Raw genomic sequence first — 14,163 nt, 5'->3', positions numbered from 1 at the left:
CCAGATAGCTTTTTGAATTCCTATCATTAATCCTTTTTCAGTTCTATATCGATCTTCCCTATCACATTTCGTTCCGGAACCTGCATACTCAGCTGCTCTCTCACATCTTTTTCCAGACGTTTTACATCTGCGAGCAGCTCTCTTGCTGATATGAGCTGACATCCCTGTCCCATAATGATAATCTGCTCCAGATGATCCGATGTGGCTACCGTAATATCATACTTTTCTCCATTCTCATGGGCAAATTTCTCAATATAGGCATCTGCTGTTTCCGCTTCTTTGGTATAGACGACGTGAATATTATGAAAATCAAAAATTTCCGTCTGATGCCCCTTTACCCGATAAGCATCAAAGACAACGATCAGTTCTCCCTGCCTGCTGCCCTGATAATTGGACAAAATATCCAAAAGCTTGTCCCTGGCACTGTCAATATTTTCCGAAGCCAGTTCATTTAGTTCTTCCCACGCAAAGATAATATTATATCCATCCACCAGCAGATATTTTCCCTTTTTCGGAACACGCTTTCTCGTACTTCCCTTATAATTTTGTGCCATGGCATAAGTATCTGGTTTTCGGTTCTTAAATGCACGTTTGGGTATGGATTTATCAGTCTTATTTGCATAAAATGTCTGTCGGAAGATGGCTTCGATTTCGTCCTCACCAATCCATCTGTCGCCTTCCTCCATACTATTTCTAACGGGAACCACTTTCTGTTCCACCTCTGCTTCTCTCTCCAAAATACTTTCTAAGTGCATATACTCCTTCACCTGATTCCATGGAACCACGAAGCCAGCTCCATGGGAACAAAAGACAGAGCCCGTTGGATTCTCCAGATCTCTGTCCGGATCATATCCAGATTCCTCTATGATCTGCTGCTGATTATGGCAAGGCTCATAGCCTTTCAGTCTTAGAAACAGCCGTCCATAGCCCTTTGTAAATGCCGTAAATTCCTGTTGATACCCTCTCATGCAGTCAACTGGTGCACTTCCAGTTAAAACTGTCATATTGACCCCATTTTGGGCGTTCTCATCGTATGAAATGCTGCAGGTTCCATGCATTCTTTCCACATCCATCATGGCCCTGCCCACCTCTGACTCCGGAATCTCCATGCGGAATTCATAGTATGGCTCTAGCAGCACCGATTCTGCCTGCATCAGTCCCTGTCTGACCGCACGATAGGTAGCCTGACGGAAGTCTCCGCCTTCTGTATGCTTCTGATGAGCTCTCCCAGCCATTAAAGTAATCTTTAGATCCGTAATAGCCGCTCCAGTCAGAACACCTCTATGTTCCTTTTCACATAAATGGGTCAGGATCAATCTTTGCCAATTTTTATCCAGCATATCCTCGCTACAGTCTGTTCCGATTACAAGACCGCTTCCTGGAGCTCCTGGTTCCATCAGAAGATGTACCTCCGCATAATGACGCAACGGTTCAAAATGTCCCACACCTTCTACGATATTTGCAATGGTCTCTTTGTATACAATATTTCCAGTATCAAAGGTCACATCTACGCCAAACCGCTCTTGGATCAGATTTTTTAAAATCTCAATCTGAACCTCTCCCATAATCTGTGCCTGGATTTCCCCAAGCTCTTCATTCCAGGTAATATGAAGCTGTGGATCCTCTTCTTCCAGCATCCTTAACTTGGGAAGCATAACACTAGGATCACACTCCTCTGGCAATCCGATCCGGTAATGCAGCACTGGTTCTAACATCGGTGCCATCTCACCTTCTTCACATCCAAGCCCTTCCCCGGCCCGTGTCATCGTGAGACCTGTAACGGCACAAATACTTCCCGGAAGCACTTCATTCACCGTCTGATACCGTGCTCCAGAATAAATGCGGATCTGATTCACTTTCTCCTCAAATCGCTCTGTCCGCAGCATATCCTTGACCTTCAAGCTACCTCCAGTGACCTTAAGATAGGTCAATCGTCCGCCCTGTTCATCCCTGGCAATCTTAAATACCCTTGCACCAAATTTCTTTTTATGCTCCATTTCCCCGGTATATTCATCAATCCCTTTTAAGAATTCTTCCACCCCGGTCAGCTTAAGGGCAGAACCAAAAAAGCATGGGAAGACTTTCCTGGTTTTAATTGCCTCTATAATCTGCTCTCTTTGTAAACTTCCATTCTCCAGAAAAGAATCCAACAGCGCTTCCTCTGTCATGGCAACACTTTCATAGAATTCTTCTGAATCCGTATCACTAAAGTCAATGCATCCGTCACTCAAACGGCTTTTTAATTGGGAAAGCAATTTCTCCTTGTCTGTTCCCGGCTGATCCATCTTGTTAATGAATAGAAATACCGGTATCTGATATCTGGCCAAAAGCCGCCACAAGGTTTCCGTATGTCCCTGACATCCATCTGCCCCGCTGATCACCAAAATGGCATAATCAAGCACCTGTAATGTTCTCTCCATCTCCGTAGAAAAATCCACGTGTCCAGGCGTATCCAGCAAAGTCATGCTGGTATCGCCAAACTTCATCTCTGCCTGCTTAGAAAAGATGGTAATTCCTCTTGTCCTTTCAAGCTCATATGTATCTAAAAACGCATCCTTCTTATCCACCCGTCCAATCTTGCGAATGCTTCCGGAGGTATAGAGCAATGCTTCCGATAATGTGGTCTTTCCTGCATCTACATGTGCAAGAATTCCAAAAACTAATTTCTTCATACATTCATCTCCAAGTTACTAATTACTTTTACTATTCATCCTATCATATTTTCATTGCTCCTATCAACTTTGGAAACTATCATTTTCGCTGCATCCACCTGCAAAACACAATCGCCACTCCCGTACTTACTGCTGTCGCCCCAATCCCGGGTGCCACGATGGCCGTTGGATCCACACTTCCATACTGGGCACGATAGGCAATTATATTGACCGGTATCAACTGCAATGATGAAATATTAAGAATCAAAAAAGTGCACATCTCCACACTGGCTGTATTCTGCCCTCCATTTAATTCCTGAAGACATTTCATAGCCTTTAATCCACTTGGCGTGGCTGCCCAGCCAAGCCCCAATATATTGGCTGCCATATTGGTAGCTATATATTGTGTTGCCTGAGAATTTTTTAAACCAGGAAACAAAAAATGTATAGCCGGAAGTAACATTTGTTCTATCTTTTTTAGAAAACCAATACTCTCTGCTGCTTTCATCATTCCAGTCCAAAGCCCCACAATGCCTGCCATATAGACAGCAAGATCAATGGCCTCTCTGGCAGAATCCAAAATTCCTTCCGATAGATTTTGCATATTCCCAGTAAAAATTGAGCAAATCACACTTAAGATAATCATTCCAGACCAAATATATGTAATCACTCTGTCATATTCTCCAATTCTCTTTTTACCATTTTATGAAATTCTTACCATTATATGAAATTTTTCTGAAATATTTGACTTTGAAAACTATATATGTTACCTTGAAAGTAGTATTTATGTTTCGTTTGTTTTAGGAGGTATTGGTATGAAAAGTACTGGAATTGTGAGAAAATTGGATGAGTTGGGTCGTATTACTTTACCGATTGAATTGAGAAGGAATCTTGACGTGAATGAACGTGATCCATTAGAAATCTTTGTAGATGACGATAAGATCATCTTGAAAAAGTATGATCCTAGCGACATTTTCACCGGAGACATGGAAGACCTTGTTGAATATAAAGGTAAGAAAGTTTCTAAGAATTCAATCAAAGAATTGGCAAGACTTGCTGGATTCACTATTTCCGAATAATGCACAACTTTACAAAGAAGTTGTCGTTTTCTTAAAACTTGAAAAGGAAGGCTGATCTGCCTTCCTTTTTTATTGTATCAAATTTCCATGAGAAATGCAGACAATGCAAAAAGAAGAAGGCTGCGATACAGCCTCACGTCTGCTCTAATCAAGCAATGCCTGATAAATGTCTCTTTTTCCCACTCCACGGTCCTTAGCTACCTGCTTCATGGCATCCTTTTTGGACAAGCCCTGGGATAAATACTTCTCCATATGTTCCTCTATAGAAATATTCTCCCAGCTTTTCTGTTCTTCTTCCTCCAGCTGCTGAAAGGTAACTCCCTCGATCACCAGTACGCATTCACCCCGAACCTCTTTCCCTTCATAGTAATCGATCAATTCCTGGATCGTCATTCTCTTATAATCCTCATGTCGTTTCGTAAGTTCCCGACAAAGGGTCATATTCCGGTTTCCAAGCTCTGATTTTAGCTCCTGAAGGGTTTTTTTCAGGCGATGTGGAGCTTCATATAGGATAATGGTTCTTGTCTCCGTTTTGAGCTGATTTAGCACTGCCTTCCGCTCCTTTTTATCCGCTGGAAGAAACGCCTCAAAGCAGAATCTTCGCGTTGGCAGTCCAGAAATCGTCAATGCTGTTACACAGGCACAGGCCCCTGGAAGAGAGGTAACGACAATTCCCGCTTCATGGCACTGACGTACCAGTTCTTCCCCTGGATCAGAAATTCCTGGCGTCCCGGCATCTGTGATCAAAGCCACATTAATGCCTTCCTGCATCTGGCGTACCAGATACACAGCCTTATCCACTTTATTATATTCATGATAACTGGTAAGCTTTGTCTTGATACCAAAATGATTGAGAAGCTTAATGCTGTGTCTCGTATCCTCTGCCGCAATCAGATCCACTTCCTTTAAGACATTCAATACCCTAAGAGTAATATCCTCTAAATTGCCAATCGGTGTGGCACATAAATACAACTGCCCTGCCATATCTTCCCTTACCTTTCCATACCATAGATATCATAGATCTCATCCTGATATACATTTGGTTCTTTATAAACAATCAGCGGAGGCTCCACCTGAATTCTCGGCTTTCCGCCTTTTAATCCTTCAATTAAAAATATATTTGGTTCCTTATTGACATATGGATGCACCATACGGATACGTTTGGGCTCAAGTCCTTCTCTGACCATCAGATACATAACCTCTGCCAGACGATACGTTCTGTGAACCATAAAAAAGCTACCGCCTTGCTTCAGTAGCTTTTTTGTCTGTATGATAATATCTTCTAATGTACACAGCCGCTCATGTCTGGCGATGGCCTTCGCTTCATTCTCATTCTGCTTTCCGTGTTGATCCACCATATATGGTGGGTTTGATGTGACCACATCAAACGAATCCTGTCCAAAAATCTCTACCGCCGACTTAATATCCCCCTCTACGATGGATATCTTATCCTGCTGCCCATTCATCCTGACACTTCTTCTTGCCATCTGTACATATTCTGACTGAATCTCTAATCCTGTAAAATGTCCTCCTGCAGTCTTTGCCTCCATCAGAATCGGAATAATACCGGTTCCCGTTCCAAGGTCCAAAACTTTTTTTCCTCTTTTCACCTTAGCAAAAGAAGAAAGCAGTACTGCATCCATGCCAAAACAAAATCCTTCTTTTTTCTGAAGAATCCGGTAACCTTTGATTTGTAAATCATCTAGCCTTTCCTCTGGCATCTTCTCTATCTTCATTACAGTTTTGACTTTCCTTCCTTACGCTCCAGTTCTTCTAATGCCTTTAACTCTGCATCCTGAACAGTCTGGTTATTCTTTTTCTTACGTTTTGGCTTAAAATGCAATTCACTGATCTTATATTCGTGAATATCTTTTTCACCATTCTCATCTTCCACGATCACCTTTACCTTCTGGCGAAGTACATTCACTCTCTGCACCTCTCCCTTAAGGCCATCGCTGGTTCTGACCTGATCTCCTATATTCGGAAGCTTTTTATTCAGATATTCATATGTTTCCTGTTCATGCTTCGGGCAACACATGAGTCTGCCACATACACCTGAAATCTTAGTCGGATTCAAGGATAAATTCTGTTCTTTTGCCATCTTAATGGATACTGGTACAAATTCAGATAAATGGGTATGACAGCATAAGCTTCTTCCACAGATACCGATGCCTCCCATAATTTTTGTCTCATCCCGGACTCCAATCTGTCTCAATTCGATTCTGGTCTTAAATACAGAAGCAAGGTCCTTTACCAATTCCCTAAAATCGATTCTTCCATCTGCCGTAAAATAAAATAATACTTTATTGTTATCAAACGTATACTCTGTATCGATCAGCTTCATCTCCAGACCATGCTTTTCGATTTTCTCCAGACAGATCTTAAAAGCATCCTTGCTCTTTTTCTTATTCTCTTCATTAATTTTATCATCTTCGGGCGTTGCAATCCGAATCACTGATTTTAATGTGGAAATAACCTTTTCAGACTTAATTTTTCTTCTTCCAAGGACAACCTTGCCGTATTCAATGCCTCTGGCAGTCTCTACGATCACATTCTGTCCCACTTCAATATTCAGATCATTGGGGTTAAAAAAATAAATCTTCCCATTTTGTCTGAAACGGACTCCTATTACTTCTACCATTTTGTTCCGTTCTCCTTCATTGCAAACAAAAGAAGCTCCAATGTGACATCGAAGTTTACATTGGCATTCAATCTTACCTTTGCTTTTTCTACTTCTTTGATAATGCGGTCAATTCCTTCAAAACTTAAGTATACAGACTGCTTTCTCATCAGAGAATACTTGTCTTTGAATACCGTCTTATTCGGAAGACCAGTTACCTTAAGGATCAGAATATCCCGATAGAAGATCGTAATAATATCTAAAAACTCGAATACTCGGTCTTTGTAATCATCCATCTGTTTCAGATAAAGCACGATCTCATGAATGTTCCATTCCTTAATATGTGCCAGCATATTCAGACAGCGATTCTTCATCTCTTCAAATTCCTGTGATTCCATTACCTTAATGGCTTTTCCTATATTGCCCATAGAATATGCTGCTGCAAGATCCTCTTTGCTATTATTCTCTCCATAATGCTTGCGAATATAATCTCTTACCTGCTCTTCTTTTAATGGTCCAAAATTCAACTGAATACATCTGGAACGAATGGTCTCCAGAAATGTATCTTTATTGTCCGCCAGCAAAATGATCACTGCATATTCTGGTGGCTCTTCAATAGTCTTTAACAGAGCATTCTGCGCCATTACATTCATCTTATCTGCTTCATCAATAATATAAATCTTATACTCGCTGCTATAAGGCTTTACTGCAATGGTATGATTTACCTGATCACGAATATCATCCACCGTAATCACTGATTTTTCATGAGTAACATAAATAACGTCTGGGTGGTTCATAGAATCAATCTGTATACAGGACTGACAATGCCCGCAGCTGTTCTTCTGCTCGCACAATAATGCCTTCGCAAATGCTTTTGCCACGGTCATCTTACCTATTCCTTCCTCCCCATTAAAAATATAGGCATGAGAAACCATTCCTTCTGCAATCGCTTTTTCTAAATGCTCTATGTTCTGTTCATGTCCTATAATATTTTGAAAATTACACATATTATCTCGCCTCTTTTCCATGAATCTAATACAGAACCTTTCCAATCTATTCTGTATCTAATATAGCATCCACAACCTCTATGATCTGGCTGTGAATTGCTTCGATGGTCTGTGTCCCATCAATCATATGGATTCGCTCTGGATGTTCCTTTGCTAACATCCGATATCCATCGGAAACCTTCTCGTGAAATGCGGCCGACTCCATCTCCATCCGGTCTAACTGAGCCTGCTTCTTCTTTCTCAGAATGCCTTCTTTTCCCTTAATATCTAAAAGGATCGTAATATCCGGAACCGTATCTCCCATTGCATACCTGTTCACTTCATAAACCAGCTGGGAGCCCATTCCTCTCGCAACTCCCTGATATACTGCAGAAGAATCCACAAAACGGTCGCATATAACGATCTTACCATCTTCTAATGCCGGACGGATCACTTCCTCCACCAGCTGAGCTCTCGCTGATGCATATAGTAAAAGCTCCGTCATATTCCCCATTTCCGTAAATTCTCGATTTAAAATTACTGTCCGAATTGCCTCGCTGATGACAGTTCCGCCTGGTTCCCTACATAATATTATATCATATCCTTTATTCGATAAATAGTCTTTTAATTTCTCAATTTGAGTAGATTTTCCTGCTCCATCTGCTCCTTCCATCGTAATAAATAAACCTGACATGCTTTCTCCTCTATTCTATTGCTCATTGATAATTTTTATCGTCTTCCCATCTGGATCAGCCATTCCCCGGACTTTTAATCCTTTTTTCTCATATTCTCTGATTTTATCAATGCAAGCCTGGTCCACCCGTTCGCCCGGAACGATCAGCGGAATTCCTGGAGGGTATAAGTAAACATATTCACCGCTTACTTTTCCTTCACTTTCTTCAATCAAGTTCTCCGTCATCTCCATTGCTCTCGCCCGATTTGGAACGTAAACCAGCTCATTTTCCATCATCCATTTGGAGAATACAACCGGTCTTTTGGTAACCAGGTTTCTGTCAATCTCTCTCAATGCCTGTATCAGCCTGTCATATCCCTCTTGCGTATCACAGACACTGGTCATTGCCAGACAATAAGTCTCCTGCGCCATTTCCATCTGAAGGTGATAATTATTTAATAATATATCATATAATTGTTTTCCTGTCATATTTGTTTTTGAAGTAGAAATTACTAGTTTCCCAGGATCATCTACAGGTACAAGGGAAAGATGTTCCAACTTCTTTAATTCTTCCCTGAGCCAGTACAGCCTCTGTGCATAATCTTCAAATTTCTCCTTTTTCTCGATTCCAAAAGATATGGCATCATCTATAGATGCTGTTAACAGATAAGATGGACTGGTTGTTTCAAAATAATCAATGCATTCCTGTACCCTTCGTATGGACACCTTTTCCGTACACACGTGAAGCAATGCTGTCTGCGTCAGTGCAGGCATCGTCTTATGAAGACTCTGAATGACCAAATCTGCTCCACACTCTATTGCACTTGTTGGAAACTGTAAATATCTTTCCTCTCTCTTTTTTAGAAATGGAAAATGAGCTCCATGCGCTTCGTCTACAATAAATGTCATTCCTGCCGTTTTCGTAATATCAGCTGCTGCCTTCACATCCATGGTCATCCCCTCATACGTAGGACTTACTAACATAACAGCCTTTGCATCAGGGTGGTTATCCACAATTGTCTGTAAATCTCCACAAAAAATGTGCGTGACCAATCCATTCTCCTCCTCAACCTTCGGATAAAGGTAAACTGGCTTTAATCCCAATAGCTCCACTGCCATGTACACAGACTTATGACAATTTCTGCTCATAATGATCGTATCTCCCAGCTGGCACACTGATGCAATTGCGGCCATAATCCCAGACGTACTTCCATTTACCAGATAAAAGGTCTCTCTTGTGCCATAATAACTTCTGGCTCTGTCCATGGATGCACGAAACATCTCCTCCGGCGCATGCAAATCATCCAGACCATCAATTTCTGTAAAATCCACTTCATATGGATGTACCCCGTCAAAGATATCCAATCCTCTTCGTTTATGTCCCGGCATATGAAAAGGATAATCTTCCTTCTGGCTATGCCTTTTTATTTTCTCATATATCATTCCCATAATCCTTTTCCTTTCTTTTTTCTATTTTCTCATTCTCCGCCTATTTTTTCTACACCAACTTTTCTTTTTGTCATTTCAAACCTAAGTGTTAGGCACAGGTTTTAAACAAATCATTTCTTTTCCCTAAAATTTTACCTGGGCTTCTCTACTTAGGAACATACCCCACGCTCTTATTAAAATGTATCTTACTGTAACGTACACCTGCAATCCTATCAGAGACTTGTCTTTTTTCAAGAAAATTCCCGAAATTCCATTAAGAAAAAAATAAGAAAAATATTCCATTTTTTTCTTGACTTAACCCTTAGTTTCAGCTTTATAATAAAAGCTGAAGATAACACTTTAAGACTTTCTTCTTAAAATTTAACACACACGAGTAAAAAGGCTGAAACAAATTTCGTTTCAGTCTTTTTACCTTTCCAACAAATCAAACATAAATAAATTAATATAGGAGTTATTATGCACGAAAAGAAAATAGGAACTCTGGCTAAATTTGCCGGAGTCACCTCCCACACCATTAAATACTACGAAAAAGAAGGCTTTTTCTCTTCTATTCGAGACAGCCATTCCAATTACCGATTTTACGATCTAAATAGCTGTACATATCTTCATGAATGTATCAAGTACCGCAATCTTGGATTTTCTGTAAAAGAATTGAATACTTTATGTAAAATTGCAAACAGCGATACAATAAATGATATGTTATTAAAGCATATGGATGATATTGATCTGGTAATTGAAGAATTACTGAAAAAAAAACAGATGACTCAATCCTATTATAAAGAACTCCGCTATTTAGACGCTAACTTAAACGACTGGTTTATCTGTAATTTTCCACCCCATTATTTTCTCGCTCAGACAAAGCAGCTGGAATATCTGGATGATTATCAAATGGAGAAAAATAATGTAAATCTCATTGATTACCTTCCTTATGCCAAATCCTGTGTATGCCTACCAAAAGAAACCATGGAAGGCTCTTCTAATATGTTTTATTGGGGACAGATCATTGAAAAAAAATATTTTCCAGAAGAACTTTTAGAAAAACGACCGGATCTTCAAACCATCGGAGGAGAGAAGCAAAAGGCTTTTGTGGCCTATTTGTCTATATGCACAAAAAATTATACTTCCGACGGCGAACTTGTCCGTCGTATCCATCAGATTTATAAAAATTTTTCTTCTGACTACCATGGCGATGCCTATGCCATACGCATAAAAATCGCCTATGAGCCGAAGGAAACCCATTATTTCAAAGTCTTTATTCCAATCTAATATTACCATTACATAAGAAATTCAGAGAATTTCTTATGTAATAACAAAAGCCTTAAGGAACATTCCTTAAGGCTTTTTCGTGAGCGTGCGGGGGTTCGAACCCCGGACAACTTGATTAAAAGTCAAGTGCTCTACCAACTGAGCTACACACCCATATCTATATTAACATTTATGCCTTTCGGCATTCAATGGAATGCCCAGAGCCGGAATCGAACCAGCGACACGAGGATTTTCAGTCCTCTGCTCTACCAACTGAGCTATCTGGGCGTACAAAACAATTTTTATTATTTTGTATGAGTTGCGGGAGCCGGATTTGAACCAACGACCTTCGGGTTATGAGCCCGACGAGCTACCAGACTGCTCCATCCCGCGCTATAAAAAATGGATGGAGAAGGATTCGAACCTTCGAAGGCGTTGCCAACAGATTTACAGTCTGCCCCCTTTGGCCACTCGGGAATCCATCCATAATCTTGCGCTTTAGCACAAAAAAAAGCCGACGATCGGACTTGAACCGATAACCTGCTGATTACAAATCAGCTGCTCTGCCAATTGAGCCACGACGGCATGAATGGGACCAACAGGGCTCGAACCTGTGACCCCCTGCTTGTAAGGCAGGTGCTCTCCCAGCTGAGCTATGATCCCATTTTTAGAAAATATAAAATTTTCAAACGACCCAGAAGGGACTCGAACCCTCGACCTCCGCCGTGACAGGGCGGCGCTCTAACCAACTGAGCCACTAGGCCGTATAATAGAAAAGACTAAAAGCACTCTGCTTTTGGCCTTATCTTTAGGATGTACCCTAAAAACTACATACAGATATCTTCTTAACCTTCCATCTCTTCCTGTACGTTCAAACATCTCTACAGCCATTCTCTGGTTAAGACCTCGACCGATTAGTGACAGTCAGCTCCATGCATTGCTGCACTTCCACCCCTGCCCTATCTACCTCGTCGTCTTCAAGGGGTCTTACTTCCGAAGAATGGGAGATCTCATCTTGAGGGGGGCTTCACGCTTAGATGCCTTCAGCGTTTATCCCTTCCAGACTTGGCTACTCTGCTATGCCGTTGGCACGACAACAGATACACCAGCGGTCCGTCCATCCCGGTCCTCTCGTACTAAGGACAGCTCCTCTCAGATCTCCTGCGCCCACGCCGGATAGGGACCGAACTGTCTCACGACGTTCTGAACCCAGCTCGCGTACCGCTTTAATGGGCGAACAGCCCAACCCTTGGAACCTGCTACAGCTCCAGGATGCGATGAGCCGACATCGAGGTGCCAAACCACTCCGTCGATGTGAACTCTTGGGAGTGATAAGCCTGTTATCCCCAGGGTAGCTTTTATCCGTTGAGCGATGGCAATCCCACTTTATACCACCGGATCACTAAGTCCTACTTTCGTACCTGCTCCACCCGTCGGTGTCACAGTCAAGCTCCCTTCTGCCTTTGCACTCTGCGAATGGTTTCCGACCATTCTGAGGGAACCTTTGAGCGCCTCCGATACCCTTTCGGAGGCGACCGCCCCAGTCAAACTCCCCACCTGACATTGTCCCCCAGCCGGATCACGGCTGCTGGTTAGAAATCCAATACTGCAAGGGTGGTATCCCAACAGCGACTCCTCATGGACTGGCGTCCATGATTCCACGTCTCCCACCTATCCTGTACATGCAGTACCGAATCCCAGTATCAAGCTAGAGTAAAGCTCCATGGGGTCTTTCCGTCCTGGCGCGGGTAACCAGCATCTTCACTGGTATTTCAATTTCACCGGGTGTGTTGTTGAGACAGTGCCCAAATCATTACGCCTTTCGTGCGGGTCGGAACTTACCCGACAAGGAATTTCGCTACCTTAGGACCGTTATAGTTACGGCCGCCGTTTACTGGGGCTTAAGTTCAGACCTTCGATTGCTCTAAGCCCTCCCCTTAACCTTCCAGCACCGGGCAGGCGTCAGCCCATATACTTCACCTTGCGGTTTTGCATAGACCTGTGTTTTTGCTAAACAGTTGCTTGGGCCAATTCTCTGCGGCCTGCTCTCGCAGGCACCCCTTCTCCCGAAGTTACGGGGCCATTTTGCCGAGTTCCTTAACAACACTTCTCCCGTCGGCCTTAGGATTCTCTCCTCATCCACCTGTGTCGGTTTACGGTACGGGCACATGAAATACGATAGCGGCTTTTCTTGACAGCCAGGGGCAAGGGCTTCGCTACTTATGTTCGCTCCCCGTCACGTCTTCGGATCGCACCGCGGATTTGCCATCGGTACTCCTACCTCGCTTGGACCGGACTTTCCATTCCCGGCTCCCTCTTCCTGTCTGTGTCCCCACAGTTCTGATTTCATGCGGTACAGGAATCTCAACCTGTTATCCATCGACTACGTCTTTCGACCTCGCCTTAGGCCCCGACTTACCCAGAGCAGATCAGCTTTACTCTGGAAACCTTAGATATTCGGCCAAGAAGATTCTCACTTCTTTCTCGCTACTCATTCCGGCATTCTCTCTTCTTAACCGTCCACTGCTCCTTCCGGTACAGCTTCCACCGTTTAAGAATGCTCCTCTACCAATCACTACGTGATTCCACGGCTTCGGTGTCGTGTTTCAGCCCCGGACATTTTCGGCGCAGGACCTCTCGACTAGTGAGCTATTACGCACTCTTTGAATGAATGGCTGCTTCTGAGCCAACATCCTAGTTGTCTTCGAAATCCCACATCCTTTTCCACTTAACACGCACTTTGGGACCTTAGCCGGTGGTCTGGGCTCTTTCCCTTTTGACCATCCAACTTATCTCGTATGGTCTGACTCCCATGAAACATCTGTCTGGCATTCGGAGTTTGATATGCTTTGGTAAGCTTTGACGCCCCCTAGGCAATTCAGTGCTCTACCTCCAGCAGACTATCATGAGGCTAGCCCTAAAGCTATTTCGAGGAGAACCAGCTATCTCCGGGTTCGATTGGAATTTCTCCGCTATCCACACCTCATCCCCACCCTTTTCAACGGATGTGGGTTCGGTCCTCCACTGCCTCTTACGGCAGCTTCAACCTGGACATGGATAGGTCACCCGGTTTCGGGTCTGCCCCTGCTGACTTTCGCCCTATTAAGACTTGGTTTCCCTTCGGCTCCGTGCCTCTGGCACTTAACCTTGCCAGCAGTGGCAACTCGCCGGACCGTTCTACAAAAAGTACGCGGTCCTACTTTAAAATAGTTCCACAGCTTGTAAACACAGGGTTTCAGGTTCTCTTTCACTCCCCTCCCGGGGTCCTTTTCACCTTTCCTTCACAGTACTATGCGCTATCGGTCACTAAGTAGTATTTAGCCTTACGGGGTGGTCCCCGCTCATTCCCACAAGGTTTCACGTGTCTCGTGGTACTCTGGATCCTGCTGGCTGGCTCCTGATTTCGGATACGGGGCTCTCACCCTCTCCGGCAGGCTTTTCCAAAACCTTTCTCCTATCT

General features: G+C 43.0%; 10 protein-coding genes, 7 tRNA genes and 1 rRNA gene. 2 read left to right on the top strand and 16 right to left on the bottom strand.

What is annotated here, in order from left to right; genetic code table 11:
• Positions 1-26: 26 nt before the first annotated feature.
• Together BHF69_RS13035 and BHF69_RS13030 are read right to left on the bottom strand one after the other, a co-directional pair.
• A complete protein-coding gene (locus BHF69_RS13035) occupies positions 27-2,672 on the bottom strand; it encodes a translation factor GTPase family protein (RefSeq protein WP_075672342.1) in 2,646 nt (881 codons plus the stop codon).
• A gap of 79 nt (positions 2,673-2,751) precedes the next feature.
• Positions 2,752-3,321 (bottom strand): hypothetical protein, encoded by a 570-nt coding sequence (locus tag BHF69_RS13030; protein WP_075672340.1) that lies wholly within the window; start codon positions 3,319-3,321, stop codon positions 2,752-2,754.
• Positions 3,322-3,466: 145 nt separating this feature from the next.
• Here BHF69_RS13030 and BHF69_RS13025 point away from each other — a divergent pair, with 145 nt between their 5' ends.
• Complete coding sequence (locus BHF69_RS13025; protein WP_075672338.1) at positions 3,467-3,730, top strand: AbrB/MazE/SpoVT family DNA-binding domain-containing protein; 264 nt, start codon at positions 3,467-3,469, stop codon at positions 3,728-3,730.
• Positions 3,731-3,874: 144 nt separating this feature from the next.
• On the opposite strand, the gene rsmI is transcribed toward BHF69_RS13025, so the two are convergent.
• Genes rsmI through BHF69_RS12995 form a run of 6 tightly spaced genes read right to left on the bottom strand, consistent with a single transcriptional unit; the run spans position 3,875 to position 9,458 of the window.
• Positions 3,875-4,714, bottom strand: a complete 840-nt coding sequence (rsmI, locus tag BHF69_RS13020) for a 16S rRNA (cytidine(1402)-2'-O)-methyltransferase (RefSeq protein ID WP_075672336.1) — start codon at positions 4,712-4,714, stop codon at positions 3,875-3,877.
• 8 nt (positions 4,715-4,722) lie between these two features.
• On the bottom strand, positions 4,723-5,466 hold the full coding sequence (locus tag BHF69_RS13015) for a tRNA1(Val) (adenine(37)-N6)-methyltransferase (RefSeq protein WP_075672334.1): 744 nt from the start codon (positions 5,464-5,466) through the stop codon (positions 4,723-4,725).
• Positions 5,466-6,371, bottom strand: coding sequence for a PSP1 domain-containing protein (locus BHF69_RS13010; RefSeq protein WP_075672332.1), 906 nt, complete (start codon positions 6,369-6,371; stop codon positions 5,466-5,468). Before BHF69_RS13010 ends, BHF69_RS13015 begins: the two co-directional genes overlap by 1 nt.
• Positions 6,365-7,357, bottom strand: coding sequence for a DNA polymerase III subunit delta' (gene holB / locus BHF69_RS13005; RefSeq protein WP_075672330.1), 993 nt, complete (start codon positions 7,355-7,357; stop codon positions 6,365-6,367). Before holB ends, BHF69_RS13010 begins: the two co-directional genes overlap by 7 nt.
• A gap of 46 nt (positions 7,358-7,403) precedes the next feature.
• The gene (gene tmk / locus BHF69_RS13000) at positions 7,404-8,030 is read right to left on the bottom strand and encodes a dTMP kinase (protein WP_075672328.1); all 627 of its coding nucleotides are present in this window, start codon (positions 8,028-8,030) and stop codon (positions 7,404-7,406) included.
• 15 nt (positions 8,031-8,045) lie between these two features.
• Complete coding sequence (locus BHF69_RS12995; RefSeq protein WP_075672326.1) at positions 8,046-9,458, bottom strand: aminotransferase class I/II-fold pyridoxal phosphate-dependent enzyme; 1,413 nt, start codon at positions 9,456-9,458, stop codon at positions 8,046-8,048.
• A 456-nt stretch (positions 9,459-9,914) separates the two neighbouring features.
• Between BHF69_RS12995 and BHF69_RS12990 the strand changes: the two genes are divergently transcribed.
• Positions 9,915-10,724 (top strand): helix-turn-helix domain-containing protein, encoded by an 810-nt coding sequence (locus BHF69_RS12990; protein ID WP_075672324.1) that lies wholly within the window; start codon positions 9,915-9,917, stop codon positions 10,722-10,724.
• Positions 10,725-10,804: 80 nt separating this feature from the next.
• On the opposite strand, the gene BHF69_RS12985 is transcribed toward BHF69_RS12990, so the two are convergent.
• The 8 genes from BHF69_RS12985 to BHF69_RS12950 all read right to left on the bottom strand — a co-directional run.
• Positions 10,805-10,877, bottom strand: a tRNA-Lys gene (locus BHF69_RS12985).
• A gap of 41 nt (positions 10,878-10,918) precedes the next feature.
• Positions 10,919-10,991 (bottom strand) — tRNA-Phe (locus BHF69_RS12980).
• A gap of 31 nt (positions 10,992-11,022) precedes the next feature.
• A tRNA-Met gene (locus BHF69_RS12975) sits at positions 11,023-11,096 on the bottom strand.
• Between the two features lie 10 nt (positions 11,097-11,106).
• Positions 11,107-11,188: transfer RNA gene (locus tag BHF69_RS12970), tRNA-Tyr, on the bottom strand.
• Between the two features lie 27 nt (positions 11,189-11,215).
• A tRNA-Thr gene (locus tag BHF69_RS12965) sits at positions 11,216-11,288 on the bottom strand.
• A gap of 5 nt (positions 11,289-11,293) precedes the next feature.
• Positions 11,294-11,366 (bottom strand) — tRNA-Val (locus BHF69_RS12960).
• Between the two features lie 27 nt (positions 11,367-11,393).
• A tRNA-Asp gene (locus tag BHF69_RS12955) sits at positions 11,394-11,467 on the bottom strand.
• 130 nt (positions 11,468-11,597) lie between these two features.
• Positions 11,598-14,163, bottom strand: a 23S ribosomal RNA gene (locus BHF69_RS12950); the annotation flags it as partial.

Source organism: Anaerostipes sp. 992a (assembly GCF_001940245.1).
GTDB lineage: Bacteria > Bacillota > Clostridia > Lachnospirales > Lachnospiraceae > Fimousia.
Note: the sequence above shows the minus strand (reverse complement) of the source record. Positions and strands in the feature narration are given on the sequence as shown.

Excerpts from the sequence above, each read along its gene's own strand:
- BHF69_RS13035 (WP_075672342.1), bottom strand. The coding sequence starts at position 2,672 with ATGAAGAAATTAGTTTTTGGAATTCTTGCACATGTAGATGCAGGAAAG.
- BHF69_RS13015 (WP_075672334.1), bottom strand. The coding sequence starts at position 5,466 with ATGAAGATAGAGAAGATGCCAGAGGAAAGGCTAGATGATTTACAAATC.
- tmk (WP_075672328.1), bottom strand. The coding sequence starts at position 8,030 with ATGTCAGGTTTATTTATTACGATGGAAGGAGCAGATGGAGCAGGAAAA.
- rsmI (WP_075672336.1), bottom strand. The coding sequence starts at position 4,714 with ATGGCAGGGCAGTTGTATTTATGTGCCACACCGATTGGCAATTTAGAG.
- BHF69_RS13010 (WP_075672332.1), bottom strand. The coding sequence starts at position 6,371 with ATGGTAGAAGTAATAGGAGTCCGTTTCAGACAAAATGGGAAGATTTAT.
- BHF69_RS13025 (WP_075672338.1), top strand. The coding sequence starts at position 3,467 with ATGAAAAGTACTGGAATTGTGAGAAAATTGGATGAGTTGGGTCGTATT.
- BHF69_RS12995 (WP_075672326.1), bottom strand. The coding sequence starts at position 9,458 with ATGGGAATGATATATGAGAAAATAAAAAGGCATAGCCAGAAGGAAGAT.
- BHF69_RS12990 (WP_075672324.1), top strand. The coding sequence starts at position 9,915 with ATGCACGAAAAGAAAATAGGAACTCTGGCTAAATTTGCCGGAGTCACC.
- holB (WP_075672330.1), bottom strand. The coding sequence starts at position 7,357 with ATGTGTAATTTTCAAAATATTATAGGACATGAACAGAACATAGAGCAT.